At 71.1% G+C, this 14,249-nt stretch carries 9 protein-coding genes; 3 read left to right on the top strand and 6 right to left on the bottom strand.

Features of this window, described 5'->3' with window-relative positions; all coding sequences use genetic code 11:
- Positions 1 to 39: 39 nt before the first annotated feature.
- The 6 genes from AB0I88_RS01975 to AB0I88_RS01950 all read right to left on the bottom strand — a co-directional run bounded on the left by AB0I88_RS01975 (position 40) and on the right by AB0I88_RS01950 (position 8,968).
- Positions 40 to 1,728 (bottom strand): bifunctional diguanylate cyclase/phosphodiesterase, encoded by a 1,689-nt coding sequence (locus tag AB0I88_RS01975; protein WP_361017285.1) that lies wholly within the window; start codon positions 1,726 to 1,728, stop codon positions 40 to 42.
- Positions 1,725 to 3,173, bottom strand: a complete 1,449-nt coding sequence (locus AB0I88_RS01970) for a PAS domain S-box protein (RefSeq protein ID WP_361017283.1) — start codon at positions 3,171 to 3,173, stop codon at positions 1,725 to 1,727. The genes AB0I88_RS01975 and AB0I88_RS01970 overlap by 4 nt, the downstream gene beginning before the upstream one ends.
- Positions 3,174 to 3,209: 36 nt before the next feature.
- On the bottom strand, positions 3,210 to 4,415 hold the full coding sequence (locus AB0I88_RS01965) for a globin domain-containing protein (protein WP_361017282.1): 1,206 nt from the start codon (positions 4,413 to 4,415) through the stop codon (positions 3,210 to 3,212).
- 109 nt (positions 4,416 to 4,524) lie between these two features.
- Entirely contained in the window at positions 4,525 to 4,959 is a 435-nt protein-coding gene (locus AB0I88_RS01960) for an Rrf2 family transcriptional regulator (protein WP_361017280.1), read from the bottom strand.
- 87 nt (positions 4,960 to 5,046) lie between these two features.
- The gene (locus AB0I88_RS01955) at positions 5,047 to 6,468 is read right to left on the bottom strand and encodes a family 43 glycosylhydrolase (RefSeq protein WP_361017279.1); all 1,422 of its coding nucleotides are present in this window, start codon (positions 6,466 to 6,468) and stop codon (positions 5,047 to 5,049) included.
- A gap of 10 nt (positions 6,469 to 6,478) precedes the next feature.
- Positions 6,479 to 8,968: an alpha-L-arabinofuranosidase C-terminal domain-containing protein gene (locus tag AB0I88_RS01950; protein ID WP_361017277.1), complete on the bottom strand. Its 2,490-nt coding sequence runs from the start codon at positions 8,966 to 8,968 to the stop codon at positions 6,479 to 6,481.
- A 412-nt stretch (positions 8,969 to 9,380) separates the two neighbouring features.
- On the opposite strand from AB0I88_RS01950, the gene AB0I88_RS01945 reads away from it, so the two are divergent.
- The 3 genes from AB0I88_RS01945 to AB0I88_RS01935 all read left to right on the top strand — a co-directional run bounded on the left by AB0I88_RS01945 (position 9,381) and on the right by AB0I88_RS01935 (position 14,241).
- A complete protein-coding gene (locus AB0I88_RS01945) occupies positions 9,381 to 11,498 on the top strand; it encodes a PhoX family phosphatase (protein ID WP_361017275.1) in 2,118 nt (705 codons plus the stop codon).
- 235 nt (positions 11,499 to 11,733) lie between these two features.
- Positions 11,734 to 13,284: a glycosyltransferase family 39 protein gene (locus tag AB0I88_RS01940; RefSeq protein WP_361017273.1), complete on the top strand. Its 1,551-nt coding sequence runs from the start codon at positions 11,734 to 11,736 to the stop codon at positions 13,282 to 13,284.
- 18 nt (positions 13,285 to 13,302) lie between these two features.
- Positions 13,303 to 14,241 carry a phosphoglycerate dehydrogenase gene (locus AB0I88_RS01935; protein WP_361017272.1) on the top strand — a complete coding sequence of 313 codons (939 nt, stop codon included), beginning with the start codon at positions 13,303 to 13,305 and terminating at the stop codon, positions 14,239 to 14,241.
- Positions 14,242 to 14,249 lie beyond the last annotated feature (8 nt).

Raw genomic sequence — 14,249 nt, 5'->3', positions numbered from 1 at the left:
ACCGGTCATGCTGGTACACGCCCGCGGGCTCGGTCTGGTTCACACCAGGGCGGGCAATCCGGGGAGGGTGGGGATCAGGTCGGGAGGGTGGGGACGGTTCAGGCCGAAACCCTGGAGCAGGTCGACGCCGGCGACGGCCAGGTCGGTGGCGGTGGGCTCGTCCTCGACGCCCTCGGCGACGACGGTGAGGCCGAGGGCCTTGGCGATGGCGATCACCGAGTCGATGATCGTGGCGTGGGCGGGGGAGTCGTGCATCCGCATCACGAAGGACCGGTCGATTTTCAGCTCGTCGATGGGCAGCCGGGGAAGCAGCCCGAGTGACGTGTAGCCGGTGCCGAAGTCGTCGACGGCCACCCGGATGCCGCGGGCGCGCAGCGCGGCGAGCTGGGACGCCACCTGTTCCGGGCGGGTCAGCACCGCGGTCTCGGTGATCTCCACGGTCAGCATGGTGGCCGGCACCCGTTGCAGGTCGAGCAGGGTGAGGATGGTCGGCACGGCCCGGTCCTGGGCCAGGTAGGCGGCCGGCAGGTTGACCGACACCGGCAGGTGCAGACCGGCCGCCTGCCAGGTCGCCGCCTGCTGGAGCGCTTCGGCGAGGACCCAGTCGGTCAGTTCCAGGATGACGTCGGAGCGTTCCGCGTCGGGCAGGAAGACGCCCGGCGGCAGCAGGCCGCGTTGCGGGTGCTGCCAGCGGACCAGCGCCTCGGCGCCGTGCATGCGCCGGGTGGTGGCGTCGTGCAGCGGCTGGTAGTGCAGCCGCAGGTTGCCGGAGCGCAGCCCGGTCCGTAGTTCGGTGAGCTGCCGCAGGTCGACCCGCTGGTTGGTGTCGAGAGCCGGCGTCCATTCGACGACGCCGGTGCGCTCGTGTTTGGCGCGGCGCATGGCGGCCGCGGCCCGGCGCATCAGGACGGTGACGTCGTGGTGGTCGGCGTGGCTGATGCCGATGCTTGCCTCGACGCTGATCGGCAGTCCGTCGACCGGGTGCGGCCCGCGGATGCCGGCGGCCAGGCGACGGCTCACGGTCTGTGTGGTCTGCCCGGGCGGCAGGTCGGACAGCAGCACCACGAACTGGTCGCCGTCGAGCCGGGCGGCCAGGTTGCCGGGTCCACGGGCGGCGCCCAGCGCGGTGGCGACCCGGTGCAGCAGGGTGTCGGCGCCGTGGTGGCCGAGCACGTCGTTGGCGTCCTGGAACCGGTCCAGTCCGAGGTGGATGACGGCGACCAGTTCGCCGGCGTCGAGGCGGCGCTGCCCCTCGGCCTGGACGGTGGCCCGGTTGGGCAGCCCGGTGAGCTGGTCGGTGCGTGACAGCCGCGCGAACCGGCCGGCCATGGCGGCGAGCAGGTCGACGATCGGCGCGATGCCGTACCGGCCGTCGGGCCAGCTGACCAGCACCGGTTCCTCCCGGTCGGCGGCCGGCCGGGTCAGGGCGGCTTCGGCGGCGACGTCGATGTCGGTGCCGGCGGGCAGCTCCAGAACCTCGACGGGCTCCAGTGGACCGTCTGGTGACGGGGACTCGCCGGGCGGCGGGCCGGTGGCCGCGCGCCGCCACCGGTCGAGCATCGCCCGGCTGACCAGGCGGTGCCCGTACGGGGAGGCGACGATCACGCCGGGGGCGAGGTGGTTCGCGGCGAGGGCGGCCTCGATGCCGGCGACCGTGGTGCCCGCCGGGAGCGGGGTCATCGGGATGCCGATCTCGCCGAGTTTGCGGGGCGTGCGTGGCGCGGTCACGACGGGCCGCTCAGCGGGAAGCAGGAGACGGTGATCTCGCGGCCGTGCGGGCGCAGCCGGACCAGCAGGCGGCCGCCGGTGCCGGTGAGCAGCGCGTCGGCTCGTTCGCCGCGCAGCGCCCGCAGCCACAGGCCGGTGAGCGCCGCCCGGTCGGCGGGGACGATCAGCGATGTCAGGGCGGCGGCCGGGGTGGGCTCGGCGGCCGTGGTGAGTGACAGTACGGCGAGCCGTCCGACGAGGTCTTCCAGGTCGGTGCGGACGGCCTCCAGGTCGTGTTCGGTGTGCTGTTCGCGGGTGCGGTCGAGCAGCATCCCGTCCCAGACGGTGGCGCCGTCGGCCTCCCGGTGCGGGCGGGAGGTGCCGTACAGCCAGCGCCGGGATCCGTCGCGCCGGGTGATGCTGCCGCGCCAGACCCACGGTTCCAGGGTTTGCGCCGACAGTGTGATGCTCTCCACGAAGGACGCGCGGTCCTCCTCGACGATCAGGCCGGTGATCTGGGTCGACGACGCGATGACCTCGGCCGCGTCCATGCCGTAGATCTCGCGGCAGCCTTCGGAGACGAAGGTGAACGACGCCTCCCCGGTCGGTTCCACCCGGAACTGGTAGAGCATGCCGGGCGCGTTGTTGACGGTGTTCCAGAAGCGCTGCTCGCCGGCGGCGATGGCGTCCTCGCTGCGCCGCCGTTCGGTGTCGTCGATGGCGATGTTGCAGACGCCGTAGACGGAGCCGTCCGGGTCGGTCAGCGGCACCCGGGTCACCACGTACTGGCGGATGTCGTCACCGAACGGGATCTCCTCGCGGACGGTCGTCGCCGAGCCGGTGGAGGCGACCTCCTCGTCGTGGGCGCGCCCGACCGCGGCCACCGACGCGGACACCAGGTCGGCCTCGACCCGGCCGACCATGTCGGCGGCGGTCACCTGGAACACCCGCTCGTATTCGCCGTTGACGAACAGGTAGCGCCCGGCCAGGTCCTTCGCCGAGATCATCGCGGTGGTGTGCTGCAGGATCGCGGTGATCAGGGTGTTGCTGCGCTGGAGTTCCTGTTGTGCCCGGTGCACGTCGGTCTGGTCGGTGATGAACGCGAAGAACCCGTCGTCGCCGAGCGAGTCGACGGTCATCGACAGGCGCAGTTCCGCGCCGTCGCGGTGCAGCGCCGGGACCTCGACCGCATGGCCGAGGCCGTCGCTGTCACCGTTGACCAGCCGGCGGGCGAACCCGGCGCTGTGTGCCGAGCGCAACGCCGGCGGAATGATGGTCTCGGTCAGGCGCTGCCCGACGATCTCGTCGCGGGTCCAGCCGAAGAGCCGCTCGGCGGCCCGGTTCCAGTCGCGGATCACTCCGGCCCGGTCGATCTGCAGATAGGCCAGGCCGGAGGCGTCCACGGCACGGTCCCGGGGGCCGGGCGCCGGCGGGGCGCTGATCTGAGGGGCTTCGACGGTGAGCACGCCCCGCATATCGGCCCGCCGGCGGCGCACTTGAGTTCAGGCGGCGACCGGCGCCGCGCGCCACTGCTCGGAGCCGAACACCTCGTAGCGGATCCGCTCGTCGGCGACGCCCCGCCGGTGCAGTCCGGCCCGGACGGTCTGCATGAACGGCGCCGGGCCGCACAGATACACGTCGGTGCCGGGCTGGACGGGGATCAGGTCGGTGTCGATCAGGCCGGTGTGCGCGCCGGGGTGACCGCCCTGCTCGTACCAGAGGATCTCGTGGAACGACCGCAGCCGGGCGCCGTTGCTGAGCATGTCGCCGCGCAGCGGGTGCCGCCCGGGGTCGCGGTCGGCGTGCACGACCGTCACCTCCCGGGTCGGCCGGGTGCGCGCGGTGTGCTCCAGGATGGCCGCCATCGGGGTGACCCCGACTCCGGCGCTGACCAGCAGCAGCGGAGTGTCGGCGGGGCGCAGGACGAGGTCGCCGTACGGCTGGCTGACCCGCAGCCGGTCGCCGATGTCCACCTGGTCGTGCAGGAACGCCGACACCACGCCGTCGGGGGCGCCGCCGCGGCCGCGGACGCGCCGCACGGTGATCCGCAGGGTGCCGCCGGTGGGCGCCTGGGACAGCGAGTACTGCCGCAGTTGGCGGCCGGCGCCGGGCAGGTCGGCGGCGATCGTCACGTACTGCCCCGGGTGGTAGTCGGGGACGGCTTTCAGATCGGCGGGGACCAGCACGAACGAGACGGTGTCGTGCGCCTCGTCGATCTTGTTGGCGACCGCGTAGGACCGCCACGGGTCGGCGCCGTCGACGCCGGCCTGGGCGTAGAGGCGGGCCTCCCGGCCGATCAGCTGGGCGGCGAACAGCCAGTACACCTCGTCCCACGCGGCGGCGATCTCCGGTGTGACGGCGTCGCCGAGCACCGTGCCGACGGCGCGCAGCAGGTAGCGGCCGACCATCGTGTACTGCTCCGGGCGGATGCCGAGGGCGCAGTGCCGGTGGGCGATCCGGTCGACGACGTGCTCGAACGCGACCCCGGCCGGTCCGGCGCCGATGAGGTGCGCGGCGTACGCGGCGACGGCTCCGGAGAGCGCGCTGCGCTGCTCGCCGGTGGCCTGTGCGCTGCGGCTGAACAGGTTCAGCAGCTCCGGGTGGTCCCCGATCATCGTCTCGTAGAAGACGGACGCGATGGCTTCGAGGTGCTCGCCGACGACCGGCAGCGTCGCCTCGATGACCGGGGTGCTGGTTGCGGACAGCATGAGGGGCCTCCTCTACTCGGGTGATCGGCCTGGGGTCTGTTTCATGAGGGGGCAGGAGCGAGGCGAGGTCCAGACGGCGGCTGGGCCACGCCGCAGCCCCAGCCATCCCTCATGAAACGGACCCCAGGGTCAGCAGGACCTGCCGGACCGGGGGAGCGGCCAGGTCGCCGATCGTGATGGGGTCGAGCGAGGCGTAGAACGCCTCCTGTGCGACGCGCAGCGCACCCCGCAGCCGGCAGCCGCCGCGGAGCGGGCAGCCCGGCTCGCCGTCGCAGTCGACGACCTCGGTCTCGCCTTCGAGCTCGCGGACCAGCCCGCCGATGGAGGTACCGGCGGCGCCGGTGGCGAGCCGGACGCCGCCGTTGCGGCCGCGCACGGTGTCCAGCAGACCGAGGTGGTGCAGCCGCTGCACCACCTTGGCGAGGTGGCTGCGGGGGACCGCCACCGAGCCGGCCAGCACGTCGACGGTGAGCAGGGCCTCCGGCCGCGCGGCGGCGAGCATCAGGACGCGCAGACCGATGTCGGTGGAGCGGTTCAGTCGCACGTGCCGACCGTACTAAAGAGGTATCTGAAAGTCCTGTTTTTGAGCCATAGATCACGGAGGGGGCGGACCCCCTCCGTGAACCGTGGACTAGCTGAGCTTGAAGACCGTGGCCTTCGTGGCGACCGTGATCTGACCGTCCCTGTGCCGCAGGTACTGTCCGGCCGCGACCCGGATGGTCACGCCACCCTTCGCGGCGATCCGGGTCACCGGCGTGCCGGTGGTCCCCAGCGACACGGCCGTACCGCTGACCACGAGGAACTTCGTGGGCTGGTCGACCGACTGGATCGTCTCGCTGCCGTCCGCCCCGGCCACGAACCGGAACTGGGTCAGCTCCAGCTCATGCGGCGCGTGCGCGGCCCGGATCACGTCGCCCTCGTGCTTGACGAACGAGCGGGGCGCGTCGGACGGCGACAGGCGCACGATCGGCCCGCCCGACCCGACCGGGATGCCGAACATCGGCGTCCCGTCCTCGTGCCAGTAGAGCTTCTGCACCCGGGTGTGCCGGTTGGGGTCGTACAGCGGGTCGCCGACGATCTGCTTGTAGTCGCGGGCGTGGTAGACCAGCACGTCGGTCTTCCCGTCCTCGGCCACCGTGAACGAGTTGTGGCCGGGCCCGAAACGGGAGGTCTCCTCGTTGGAGACGAAGATCGGGTCCGGGTGCTTGGTCCAGCTCGCCCTCTTCAAGAGATCATCCGAAGCGGACGCGGTGAGCAGCCCCATGCAGTAGTTGGCGTCGGTGGCGCTGGCCGAGAAGGTGATGAAGACCTTCCCGTCGCGGATCAGCACGGCCGGGCCCTCGTTGACCCGGTAGCCGATGATCTCCCAGCTCCGGGTGGGCGTGGTGATCCGGGTCGGCTTGGACTTGAAGGTCCACGGGTTCGCCATCTCCGCGATGTACAGGCTGGTGTTGACCGCGATCTCCGGCTCGCTCTGGGCCCACACCAGGTACTGCCTCCCCCGGTGGGTGAAGCTGGTGGCGTCCAGGGTGAAGCCGTCCCACTCGGTGACCAGTTGCCCCTTGAGGGTCCAGCCGGCCGGGTCGCGCGGGTCGTCGAGCGCGGACTCCATCACGTACGTCCGGATCCGGAACACCTCGCCGGCGTCCCCGGCGGCGAAGTAGATGTACCACTTCCCGCCGATGCGGTGCAGCTCCGGCGCCCAGATGTGGCCGCCCATCTTTCCGCTGGTGGGGCGGCGCCAGATGACCGACTCCTCGGCGTCGGCCAGTCCGGCGATGGTGCTCGCGCCGCGCACGACCAGGCGGTCGTACTCCGGGACCGAGCCGGTGAAGTAGTACATGCCGCCGACCGGCTTGGTGATCCAGGGGTCGGCGCGCTGGCTGATCAGGGGGTCGATGGTGGGCACTCCATGGATTACGGCATCGTCGGGCAGCGGTCCGGGCTGCGGGGCGCCTTCCGCGCCACTCGCGGCGAGCGCTCCGAGAGTGCCGGCGCCGGCCACCCCGAGAGAACCCCGCAGCACGGTACGGCGATTCAGTGCGAACGTCATGTCTGCGTCCTTATCGCGTCTTGATCCGGAGGAAGGTGACCGAGTTCGCCGGGAACTCACGGGTGAACGTCGAGGCGATCCCGCTGACGGTGCTGGTGACCGGCAGGATCGGCTCGGCCGAGCGGGTGTTCTGCTCGCCCGGGTCACCGGTGATCACGGTGTGCTTCGCGGTCCGGGCCACCTTGCGCCCGCCCAGGTCGATGCGGGTGACGGCCGGGGTGTCCTGCGCGTTGACGACCTTGACGATCAGTTCGCCCTTCTCGGTGTCCTCCGTGACGACCTGGGCGAACGGCTCGCTCACCTTGTCGTCGTCGAAGCCGCCCCACTCCACGCCGTCCAGGAACAGCGTCACCTTCGTACCCCGGACCTGGATCTTGAGGTCGTAGGTGCGGCCGGTCGTCACCGTGTTGGGCTTGGTGAGGATCTGCTCCTTGGCGCTGGTGACGCCCTTCTCGACGGCGCCCTGGGTGTTGTTCCAGCCGCCCAGGTTCCACCAGTAGAACTGGCCGGTCTGCTGGATGCCGAACGCGACCAGGAAGCCCTCGGCGCCGGCGGTCTTGGTGGCCTTCAGCGTGTAGTCGTAGTCGGTCTCGCTGATGGTGGCCGCCTTGACCATGGTGTCCTCGGACGCCGTGTCGGTCTGGGTGTAGGCCCCGTCGGTCACCGCCCAGCTGCCACGGTTGGTCACCGGGCTCCAGCCGTCCGCGTCGCCGTCGCCGAAGTCGTCGCTGAACAGCACGGTGCCGTCCGGCTTGGTGACCTTGACGTCGTCGTAGACCGCGGCGGTACGCCAGGTGGAGAGCCCGACCGCACCGGTGATCGGCTTGGGCTGGGCCACGGCGCCGGTCGTGGTGGTCGGGACGACCCGGTCGCCGACGTTGTTCATGAAAAGCTTCTGCACCTGGTAGCTGGTGGAGCCCCACGACTCGTCGTTGTCGAACCAGATCATGTCCGGCTTCCACTGCACGTTGTCGATGTTGGCGAGCAGCGGCGCGTACGACGCCATCTTCACCACGTCGGCGTTGCGCTCCAGGCCGGTCATGTAGGCGGCCTCGGCCAGTGAGTTGTACAGCTTGGCGTCCAGCGAGGCGTATTCGCCCAGGAAGACCTTGGGGCCGCTCCGGTCGTACGCGTCATAGCGTTTGTTGTTCTGCAGGAACCACGACGGGCTGTTGTAGTAGTGCTCGTCGACCATGTCCGAGCCGTGCGCCTTGTTCTTGGCCCACAGGTTCTCGAACGTCGAACCCTGGTCGTCCGGGCCGGAGTTGCTGACCACGGTGACGTCCGGGTACTTCGCCTTGATGGCGGACTCGAACTTGAGGAAGTTCGCCCAGTACTCCTCGGGCAGGTTCTCCTCGTTGCCGACGCCGAGCGTGGTGAGGCCGAACGGCTTCGGGTGGCCCATGTCGGCGCGCAGCTTGCCCCAGGTGGTGGTGGTCGCACCGTTGGCGAACTCGATCAGGTCGAGCGCGTCCTGGATGTACTGCTGGAGCAGCGCCTCGTCCACCGTGGCCCGGTTCTGGCCGCAGCCGGTGACCAGGGCCGGCAGCACCGGCAGCGGCATGGCGCCGATGTCCTCCGAGAACTGGAAGTACTCGTAGTAGCCGAGGCCGTAGGTGGCGTTGTAGCCCCAGAAGTTCTTGTTGGTGGCCCGCGTCTCGACCGGCCCGACGGTGTCCTTCCACTGGTAGGACCGGGCGCGCGGGTAGTTGTTGGCGGCGGTGTACTGGTACATGCTGCCGGTGTTGACGAGGCAGCCGCCCGGGAAGCGGACGAAGCCCGGCCGCAGCGCCTCGATCTTCTCCGCCAGGTCCTTTCGCAGACCGTTGGCGCGTCCCTTGTAGGTGTCGCGCGGGAACAGGGAGATCTCGTCGAGCCGCGCGCTGCCGGAGGTCTTGACCGACAGCCGGGCCACGTCGCTGGTCGCGGTGGCCCGCAGCGTTCCGGTGTACTTCTTCCAGGTGTCACCGGTGACGGCGACGGTCAGCGGCGCGGACAGCGCGGTGCCGTCCGCGGTGACCAGCGAGACCTCGAGCGAGGTCGCGGCGCCCGCCCGGGCCCAGACCGAGAAGTTGTAGTGCTCCGAGCGTGCGACCGCGAGCCCGGTGTTGTAGCCGGCGTTGGTGAGCCCGGCCGCACCGGTCACCGTCAGGTAGTTGCGGTTGCGTTCGTTGAGCCGCTGGCCGTCGTCGGTCACCACGGCCGAGCCGCTGACCGTCCACGCCGTCAGCCCGTTGAAGCCGGACGCGTCGGTGCTGTTGAACTCGAACGAGCGGTTGCGGACCAGTTCGGCGTAGAGGCCGCCGTCGGCCGCGTAGTTGATGTCCTCGAAGAAGACGCCGTACATGGAATCGGGGATGGCCGCGCCGGTCGCGTCCGGGTTCACGGTGATGGTGTAGTCCGGTTCGACCGCTACGGCGGCGACGGGCGGGGCGACCGCGAGCGGGAGCGAGACCAGCAGTGCGGTCGCGCCCACGAGGCGTTTGGGGATTCGGGGCATGAGGTGTCCTCCGGTGCGGATCGCAACGGTTTCGGAAGTGTTTCCGATATAGGGGCTCCGCAATGTGTACGCAAACATCGACAGGGCTGTCAAGGCTTCCGAGGTAGTGGTTTTGCAGCGCTGCAAGCGTTAGGGTGCGATCTTGTTAGCGTTAACCAGCCTGAGCACCGAAGACTCTCGCCGAGCGGCAGCGCGCGGTCTCGACCAGACTCACCGCCCGCTCCCGTTCCCACTCCCCGGCACCCGGCGCGGCCCCGCCGGCATCCACGAAGGACGGTCGACACGACGGACGTTCATGCCGCGTTCACCCGGGCGGCACCACTGCGGGGTGGTCGCCGTACATCTGGGCTTCTTAGCGTCCGGGCAGCCCGTCACCGAGCACGGTGACGTGAGACCGAGGAGAACAGAACCGATGCCAGACTTCAGTCGCCGCCTGCTTCCGCTGCTGGGACACAGCGGTGGTAGTCGCGACGCGATGACCTGTCTGTACCGATGTGGCAACGCGTGTGACCACCCCGTGCCGAACGAGTCGGCCAACCCCTACCTCGGGGACGTCGTCAACGCCGAGATGAGCCGCCGCGGTGTGGTCCGGGCCGGCGCTGTCGGGGCGATGGTGCTCGGCTTCGGCGGCACCGCGCTCGCCGCCGCCGGCCCGGCCGCGGCCGCCCCGGCGCAGACCGTGCCGGTGCCGGAGACACTGCCCGGCGGCGGCCGTCACACCAAGGCCGGCAAGCTGACCTTCCAGCCGGTCGCGCCGAACACCCTCGACGCGGTCACCATCCCGGACGGCTACCGGAGCGCCGTCGTCATCCGCTGGGGCGACCCGGTCGAGCCGGGCGCGCCCGCGTTCGATGTGGACAACCAGACCGCGGCCGCGCAGTCCAAGCAGTTCGGCTACAACAACGACTTCGTCGGCGTGATCCCGATCCCCGGCGAGCGCGACCGGGCGCTGCTCGTGGTGAACCACGAGTACACCAACGAGGACCTGATGTTCCGTGGCTTCACCGGCATGGACGCCCTCACCGTCGAGCAGCTGAAGGTCGCCATCGCGGCACACGGCCTGTCCGTCGTCGAGATCGAGCGGGTCGGCCGCAGCGGCCGGTGGAAGCCGGCCAAGAGCCGCCGCCTGCGCTACAACCGCCGGATCACGGCCCTCGAGACCGAGTTCAAGCTGACCGGCCCGGTGGCCGGCTCGGCGCTCGTCAGGACCACCGCCGACCCCACCGGCAAGATCGTCATCGGTACGCTGAACAACTGCGCCGGCGGCGTCACCCCGTGGGGCACCGTGCTCTCCGGCGAGGAGAACTTCAACCAGTACTTCGTCGGCGGCGACGCGGTGGCGGCCGACGTCAAACCCAAGCTCAACCGGTACGGCATCAGCACCACCGCCCGTTACCCGAGCGGCAGCCGCAAGTGGGACCGGGCCCAGGACCGTTTCGACCTGGCACTCAACCCGAACGAGGCGAACCGCTTCGGCTGGATCGTCGAGGTCGACCCGTTCGACCCGGAGGGCCGCCCGCGCAAGCACACCGCCATGGGCCGCTTCAAGCACGAGGGCGCCAACGTCATCGTGGCCCGCAACGGCAAGGTCGTCGCGTACATGGGTGACGACGAGCGGTTCGACTACCTGTACAAGTTCGTCTCGGACAAGAAGTACATCGACAGCGACTCGCCGTGGGCACGCAAGCACAACCTGACCCTGCTGGAGTCGGGCACCCTCTACGTCGCCAAGGTGACCGGGGACAGCGACCCGGCCGAGATCGACGGCACCGGCAAGCTGCCGGCCGACGGGAAGTTCGACGGCAAGGGCGAGTGGATCAAGCTGGTCTCCGGCAACACCTCGTTCGTGCCCGGCATGACCGCCGCCGACGTGCTGACCTTCACCCGCCTGGCGGGCGACGCGGTCGGCGCCACCAAGATGGACCGTCCCGAGGACGTGCAGCCCAGCCCGCGCACCGGCAAGATCTACGCGGCGATGACCAACAACAGCAACCGGGGCACCGGCACCAACGCCAAGGCGGACGAGGCCAACCCGCGCAACGCCAACAAGCACGGCCACATCTTCGAGATCACCGAGGACCGCGGCGACCACACCGGCACCGGCTTCACCTGGCAGCTGCCGATCGTCTGCGGTGACCCGGCCGCCGCCGACACCTACTTCGGCGGGTACGACAAGGCCGCGGTGTCCCCGATCTCCTGCCCGGACAACGTCGCCTTCGACAGCGCCGGCAACCTCTGGATCTCGACCGACGGCAACGCGCTGGGCAGCAACGACGGCCTGTTCGCCACCCCGATCGAGGGCAAGGAACGGGGCCACCTGCGACAGTTCCTCACCGTGCCGAAGGGCGCCGAGACCTGCGGTCCCTTCATCACCTCCGACGACCGCTCGGTGTTCGTGGCGGTCCAGCACCCCGGTGAGATCACCGGCGCGTCGATCGACAAGCCGGCGTCGGTCTGGCCGGACGGCGACTTCGCCAAGCCCGGCGTCGTGGTGACCTGGCGCCCGGACGGCGGCCCGGTCGGCAGCTGATCTCCACGTGTCACCCGGACGGCCGCGGCGTTCCCAGCCGCGGCCGTTTTTCATCGCCGGGCACTTCCCGTATTCGCGCCATCATCGTACGGTGATGGCGCCCGAAGGGTTATTCGCGTGCACGGTCGGGAAAGCACGTGACCCGCGGCTCAGAAGGGCGCTGAGGTGATCCGCCCGGCCGTGCTCAGCGTGTTCCAAACCGTCCAAGGTCCGCGACACCTGCGGGGGTGACAGGTTGACCGAGACACCGACCACGACGAGAACGAGCGTGTCCGAGCCGGAGGCGGCCCGGGCGCGCCCGGTGACCGATGCCGAGGAGCAGCGCCCCGGGGTCCGCCGGCCGCGGATCGCCCCACGGCTGCTGCGGATCCTGCCGTCCGCGGTGCCAGGGGCGCTGATCCTCGGCATCGCGCTGATCCATGCCGGGCGGCCCACACTCAGCTGGGACGAGGTCACCTCCGCCGAGATGGCCTCCCGCTCGGTGCCGCAGATCCTCGCCACCGTGCCGAACATCGACGCCGTCTTCGGTGCCTACTACCTGCTGCTGCACTGGTGGACCGGGGTGGCCGGCACCTCCGAGATGGCGCTGCGACTGCCCTCGATCGTCGCCATGGCGGGCAGTGTGGCGGTCGCCGCCGAGTTGGGGCGGCGTCTGTTCACCCCGCTGGCCGGGCTGGTCGCCGGCCTGATCCTGTGCATCGTGCCGAACACCTCCCGGTACGCCGCCGAGGCCCGGCCGTACGCCTTCGCCTGTTTCTTCTCGGTCCTCGCCCTGCTCCTGCTGTTCGAGGCGATCCGGCGCGGCGGCGCGTACCGATGGGTGGCCTACGGCCTGAGCGTGTTTCTGCTGGGTCTCTTCCATCTGGCCGCCCTGACCACCCTGCTGGCGCACGCCGCCCTGGTCCACATCCAGGGCGGCGGGCTGCGCGGCCGCCGGGCGCTGGTCTGGGGCGGCACGGTGCTGGCCGCGCTGCTGCCACTCGCCCCGGTCGCCTGGCTGGGCGTGCATCAGCAGGACGACCAGTTGTACTGGGTGAAGCCGATCACGCCACAAGCGGTCGGCGGCATGCCGGCCGGGATCGTCGGCTCCCGGGAGGTGGCCTGGTTCCTGATCGGCATGGTGGTGCTGGTCTCCTGGCGGCCGCTGCGCCGCCTGGTCCCGGTCGCGCTGCTCGCGTTCGGCCCGTTGGCCGTCCTGGGCGCGGTGTCGGTCCTCATCTCTCCCATGTGGGTGCCCCGCTACCTGCTGGTGGTGCTCGCCCCGCTGGCGATCCTGGCGGCGGTCGGGCTGACCGGGGGACGGGACGGCTGGCCCCGGTTCACCGTGCTGCGGGTGGTGACCGTGCTGCTGATGCTCGCCGCGGTGGCCGTGCCCGGGCAGCGGGCGGTCCGTACGCCCACCGCCAAGAACGGGCCCGACTACCGGGCCATCTCGAAGATCGTGGGCGGGGCGGCGCAGCCCGGTGACGTGGTCGTCTATCAGGCGCGGAACCGGGCGTTGCGAGCCGGCGTGAACCACTACCTGGCCCGGCAGCCGGTGGTCCCGGCCGACCCGCTGGTCCGGGTGCCGTCGGAGCGGACCGGCCGGCTGACCGCCGAGGAGTACCCGGACGCCGGCTCGCGGGTGGACGGCGCCGGGCGGATCTGGCTGGTCGCCGGGAACAGCGTGGACGACCCGGTGAAGGCCCGGCCGGAACTGCGCGGGCTGCTCGCCGCGGACTACCGGCGGGTCGGTCTCTGGCGGCCCAGGTGGGCCACCGTCGCCCTCTACGAGCTGCGGGGCTGAGCTGGCAAGCTGACCGCCATGAAGGTTCTGCTGCCCGACACCATCCCCCTCGACCCGGAACTGCCCGATGGCGTGACCACCGCCGTCTACGACGTCCGCTGTCCGGTACCGGACGAACACACCGACGCCGAGGTGCTGGTGGTGTGGGGCAACACGCCGGAGAACCTGTCCGACGCGGCGCAGCGGCTCAAGGAGGTCCGCTGGGTGCAGACGCTCGCCGCCGGGCCGGACGCGGTGCTGGCGTCCGGGTTCGCCGCGGACGTGGTGGTCACGGCGGGGCTGGGGTTGCACGACCGTACCGTCGCGGAGCACACGCTGGGCCTGGTCCTGGCCGCCGCGCGCCGGCTCAACCGGCTGGTCCGCGCGCAGATCGGGCGCCGCTGGGCGGGTGAGTGGGGCGGCCTGCAACCGGTGGACGAGCCGGGCGCCTTCCGGACCCTGCGCGACGCCGGCGTGGTGATCTGGGGTTTCGGCGGGATCGCCGCCACCCTGGCGCCGCTGCTCGCCGCCCTGGGGGCGAGAGTGACCGGGGTGGCCCGCCATGCCGGCGAGCGGCACGGCTTCCCGGTGGTCACCGACGCCGAGCTGCCGGGTCTGCTGCCGGAGACCGATCTGCTGATCAACATCCTGCCGGCCACCCCGGAGACGGCCGGCGTGCTGGACGCCACGATCCTGGACCGGCTGCCCGCCCACGCCTGGGTGGTGAACGTGGGCCGCGGCGCCACTCTGGACGAGCAGGCGCTGCTCGCCGCGATCCGGGCCGGGCGCCTCGGCGGGGCCGCCCTCGACGTCTTCGCCGAGGAGCCGTTGCCGGTGACGTCGGGGCTGTGGGACGAGCCCGACGTGATCATCACGCCGCATGCCGCCGGCGGCCGTCCGGAGGGCGCGTCCGCCCTGCTCGGCGAGAACCTGGCCGCCTACCGGTCGGGTGGCTCACTGCGCGGCGTCGTCCCCTGAGCGGCGGG

Origin of the sequence: Actinoplanes sp. NPDC049802 (assembly GCF_040656595.1) — a bacterium.
Taxonomy (GTDB): domain Bacteria; phylum Actinomycetota; class Actinomycetes; order Mycobacteriales; family Micromonosporaceae; genus Actinoplanes.
Note: the sequence above shows the minus strand (reverse complement) of the source record. Positions and strands in the feature narration are given on the sequence as shown.

Excerpts from the sequence above, each read along its gene's own strand:
- AB0I88_RS01955 (WP_361017279.1), bottom strand. The coding sequence starts at position 6,468 with ATGACGTTCGCACTGAATCGCCGTACCGTGCTGCGGGGTTCTCTCGGG.
- AB0I88_RS01965 (WP_361017282.1), bottom strand. The coding sequence starts at position 4,415 with ATGCTGTCCGCAACCAGCACCCCGGTCATCGAGGCGACGCTGCCGGTC.
- AB0I88_RS01950 (WP_361017277.1), bottom strand. The coding sequence starts at position 8,968 with ATGCCCCGAATCCCCAAACGCCTCGTGGGCGCGACCGCACTGCTGGTC.
- AB0I88_RS01945 (WP_361017275.1), top strand. The coding sequence starts at position 9,381 with ATGCCAGACTTCAGTCGCCGCCTGCTTCCGCTGCTGGGACACAGCGGT.
- AB0I88_RS01935 (WP_361017272.1), top strand. The coding sequence starts at position 13,303 with ATGAAGGTTCTGCTGCCCGACACCATCCCCCTCGACCCGGAACTGCCC.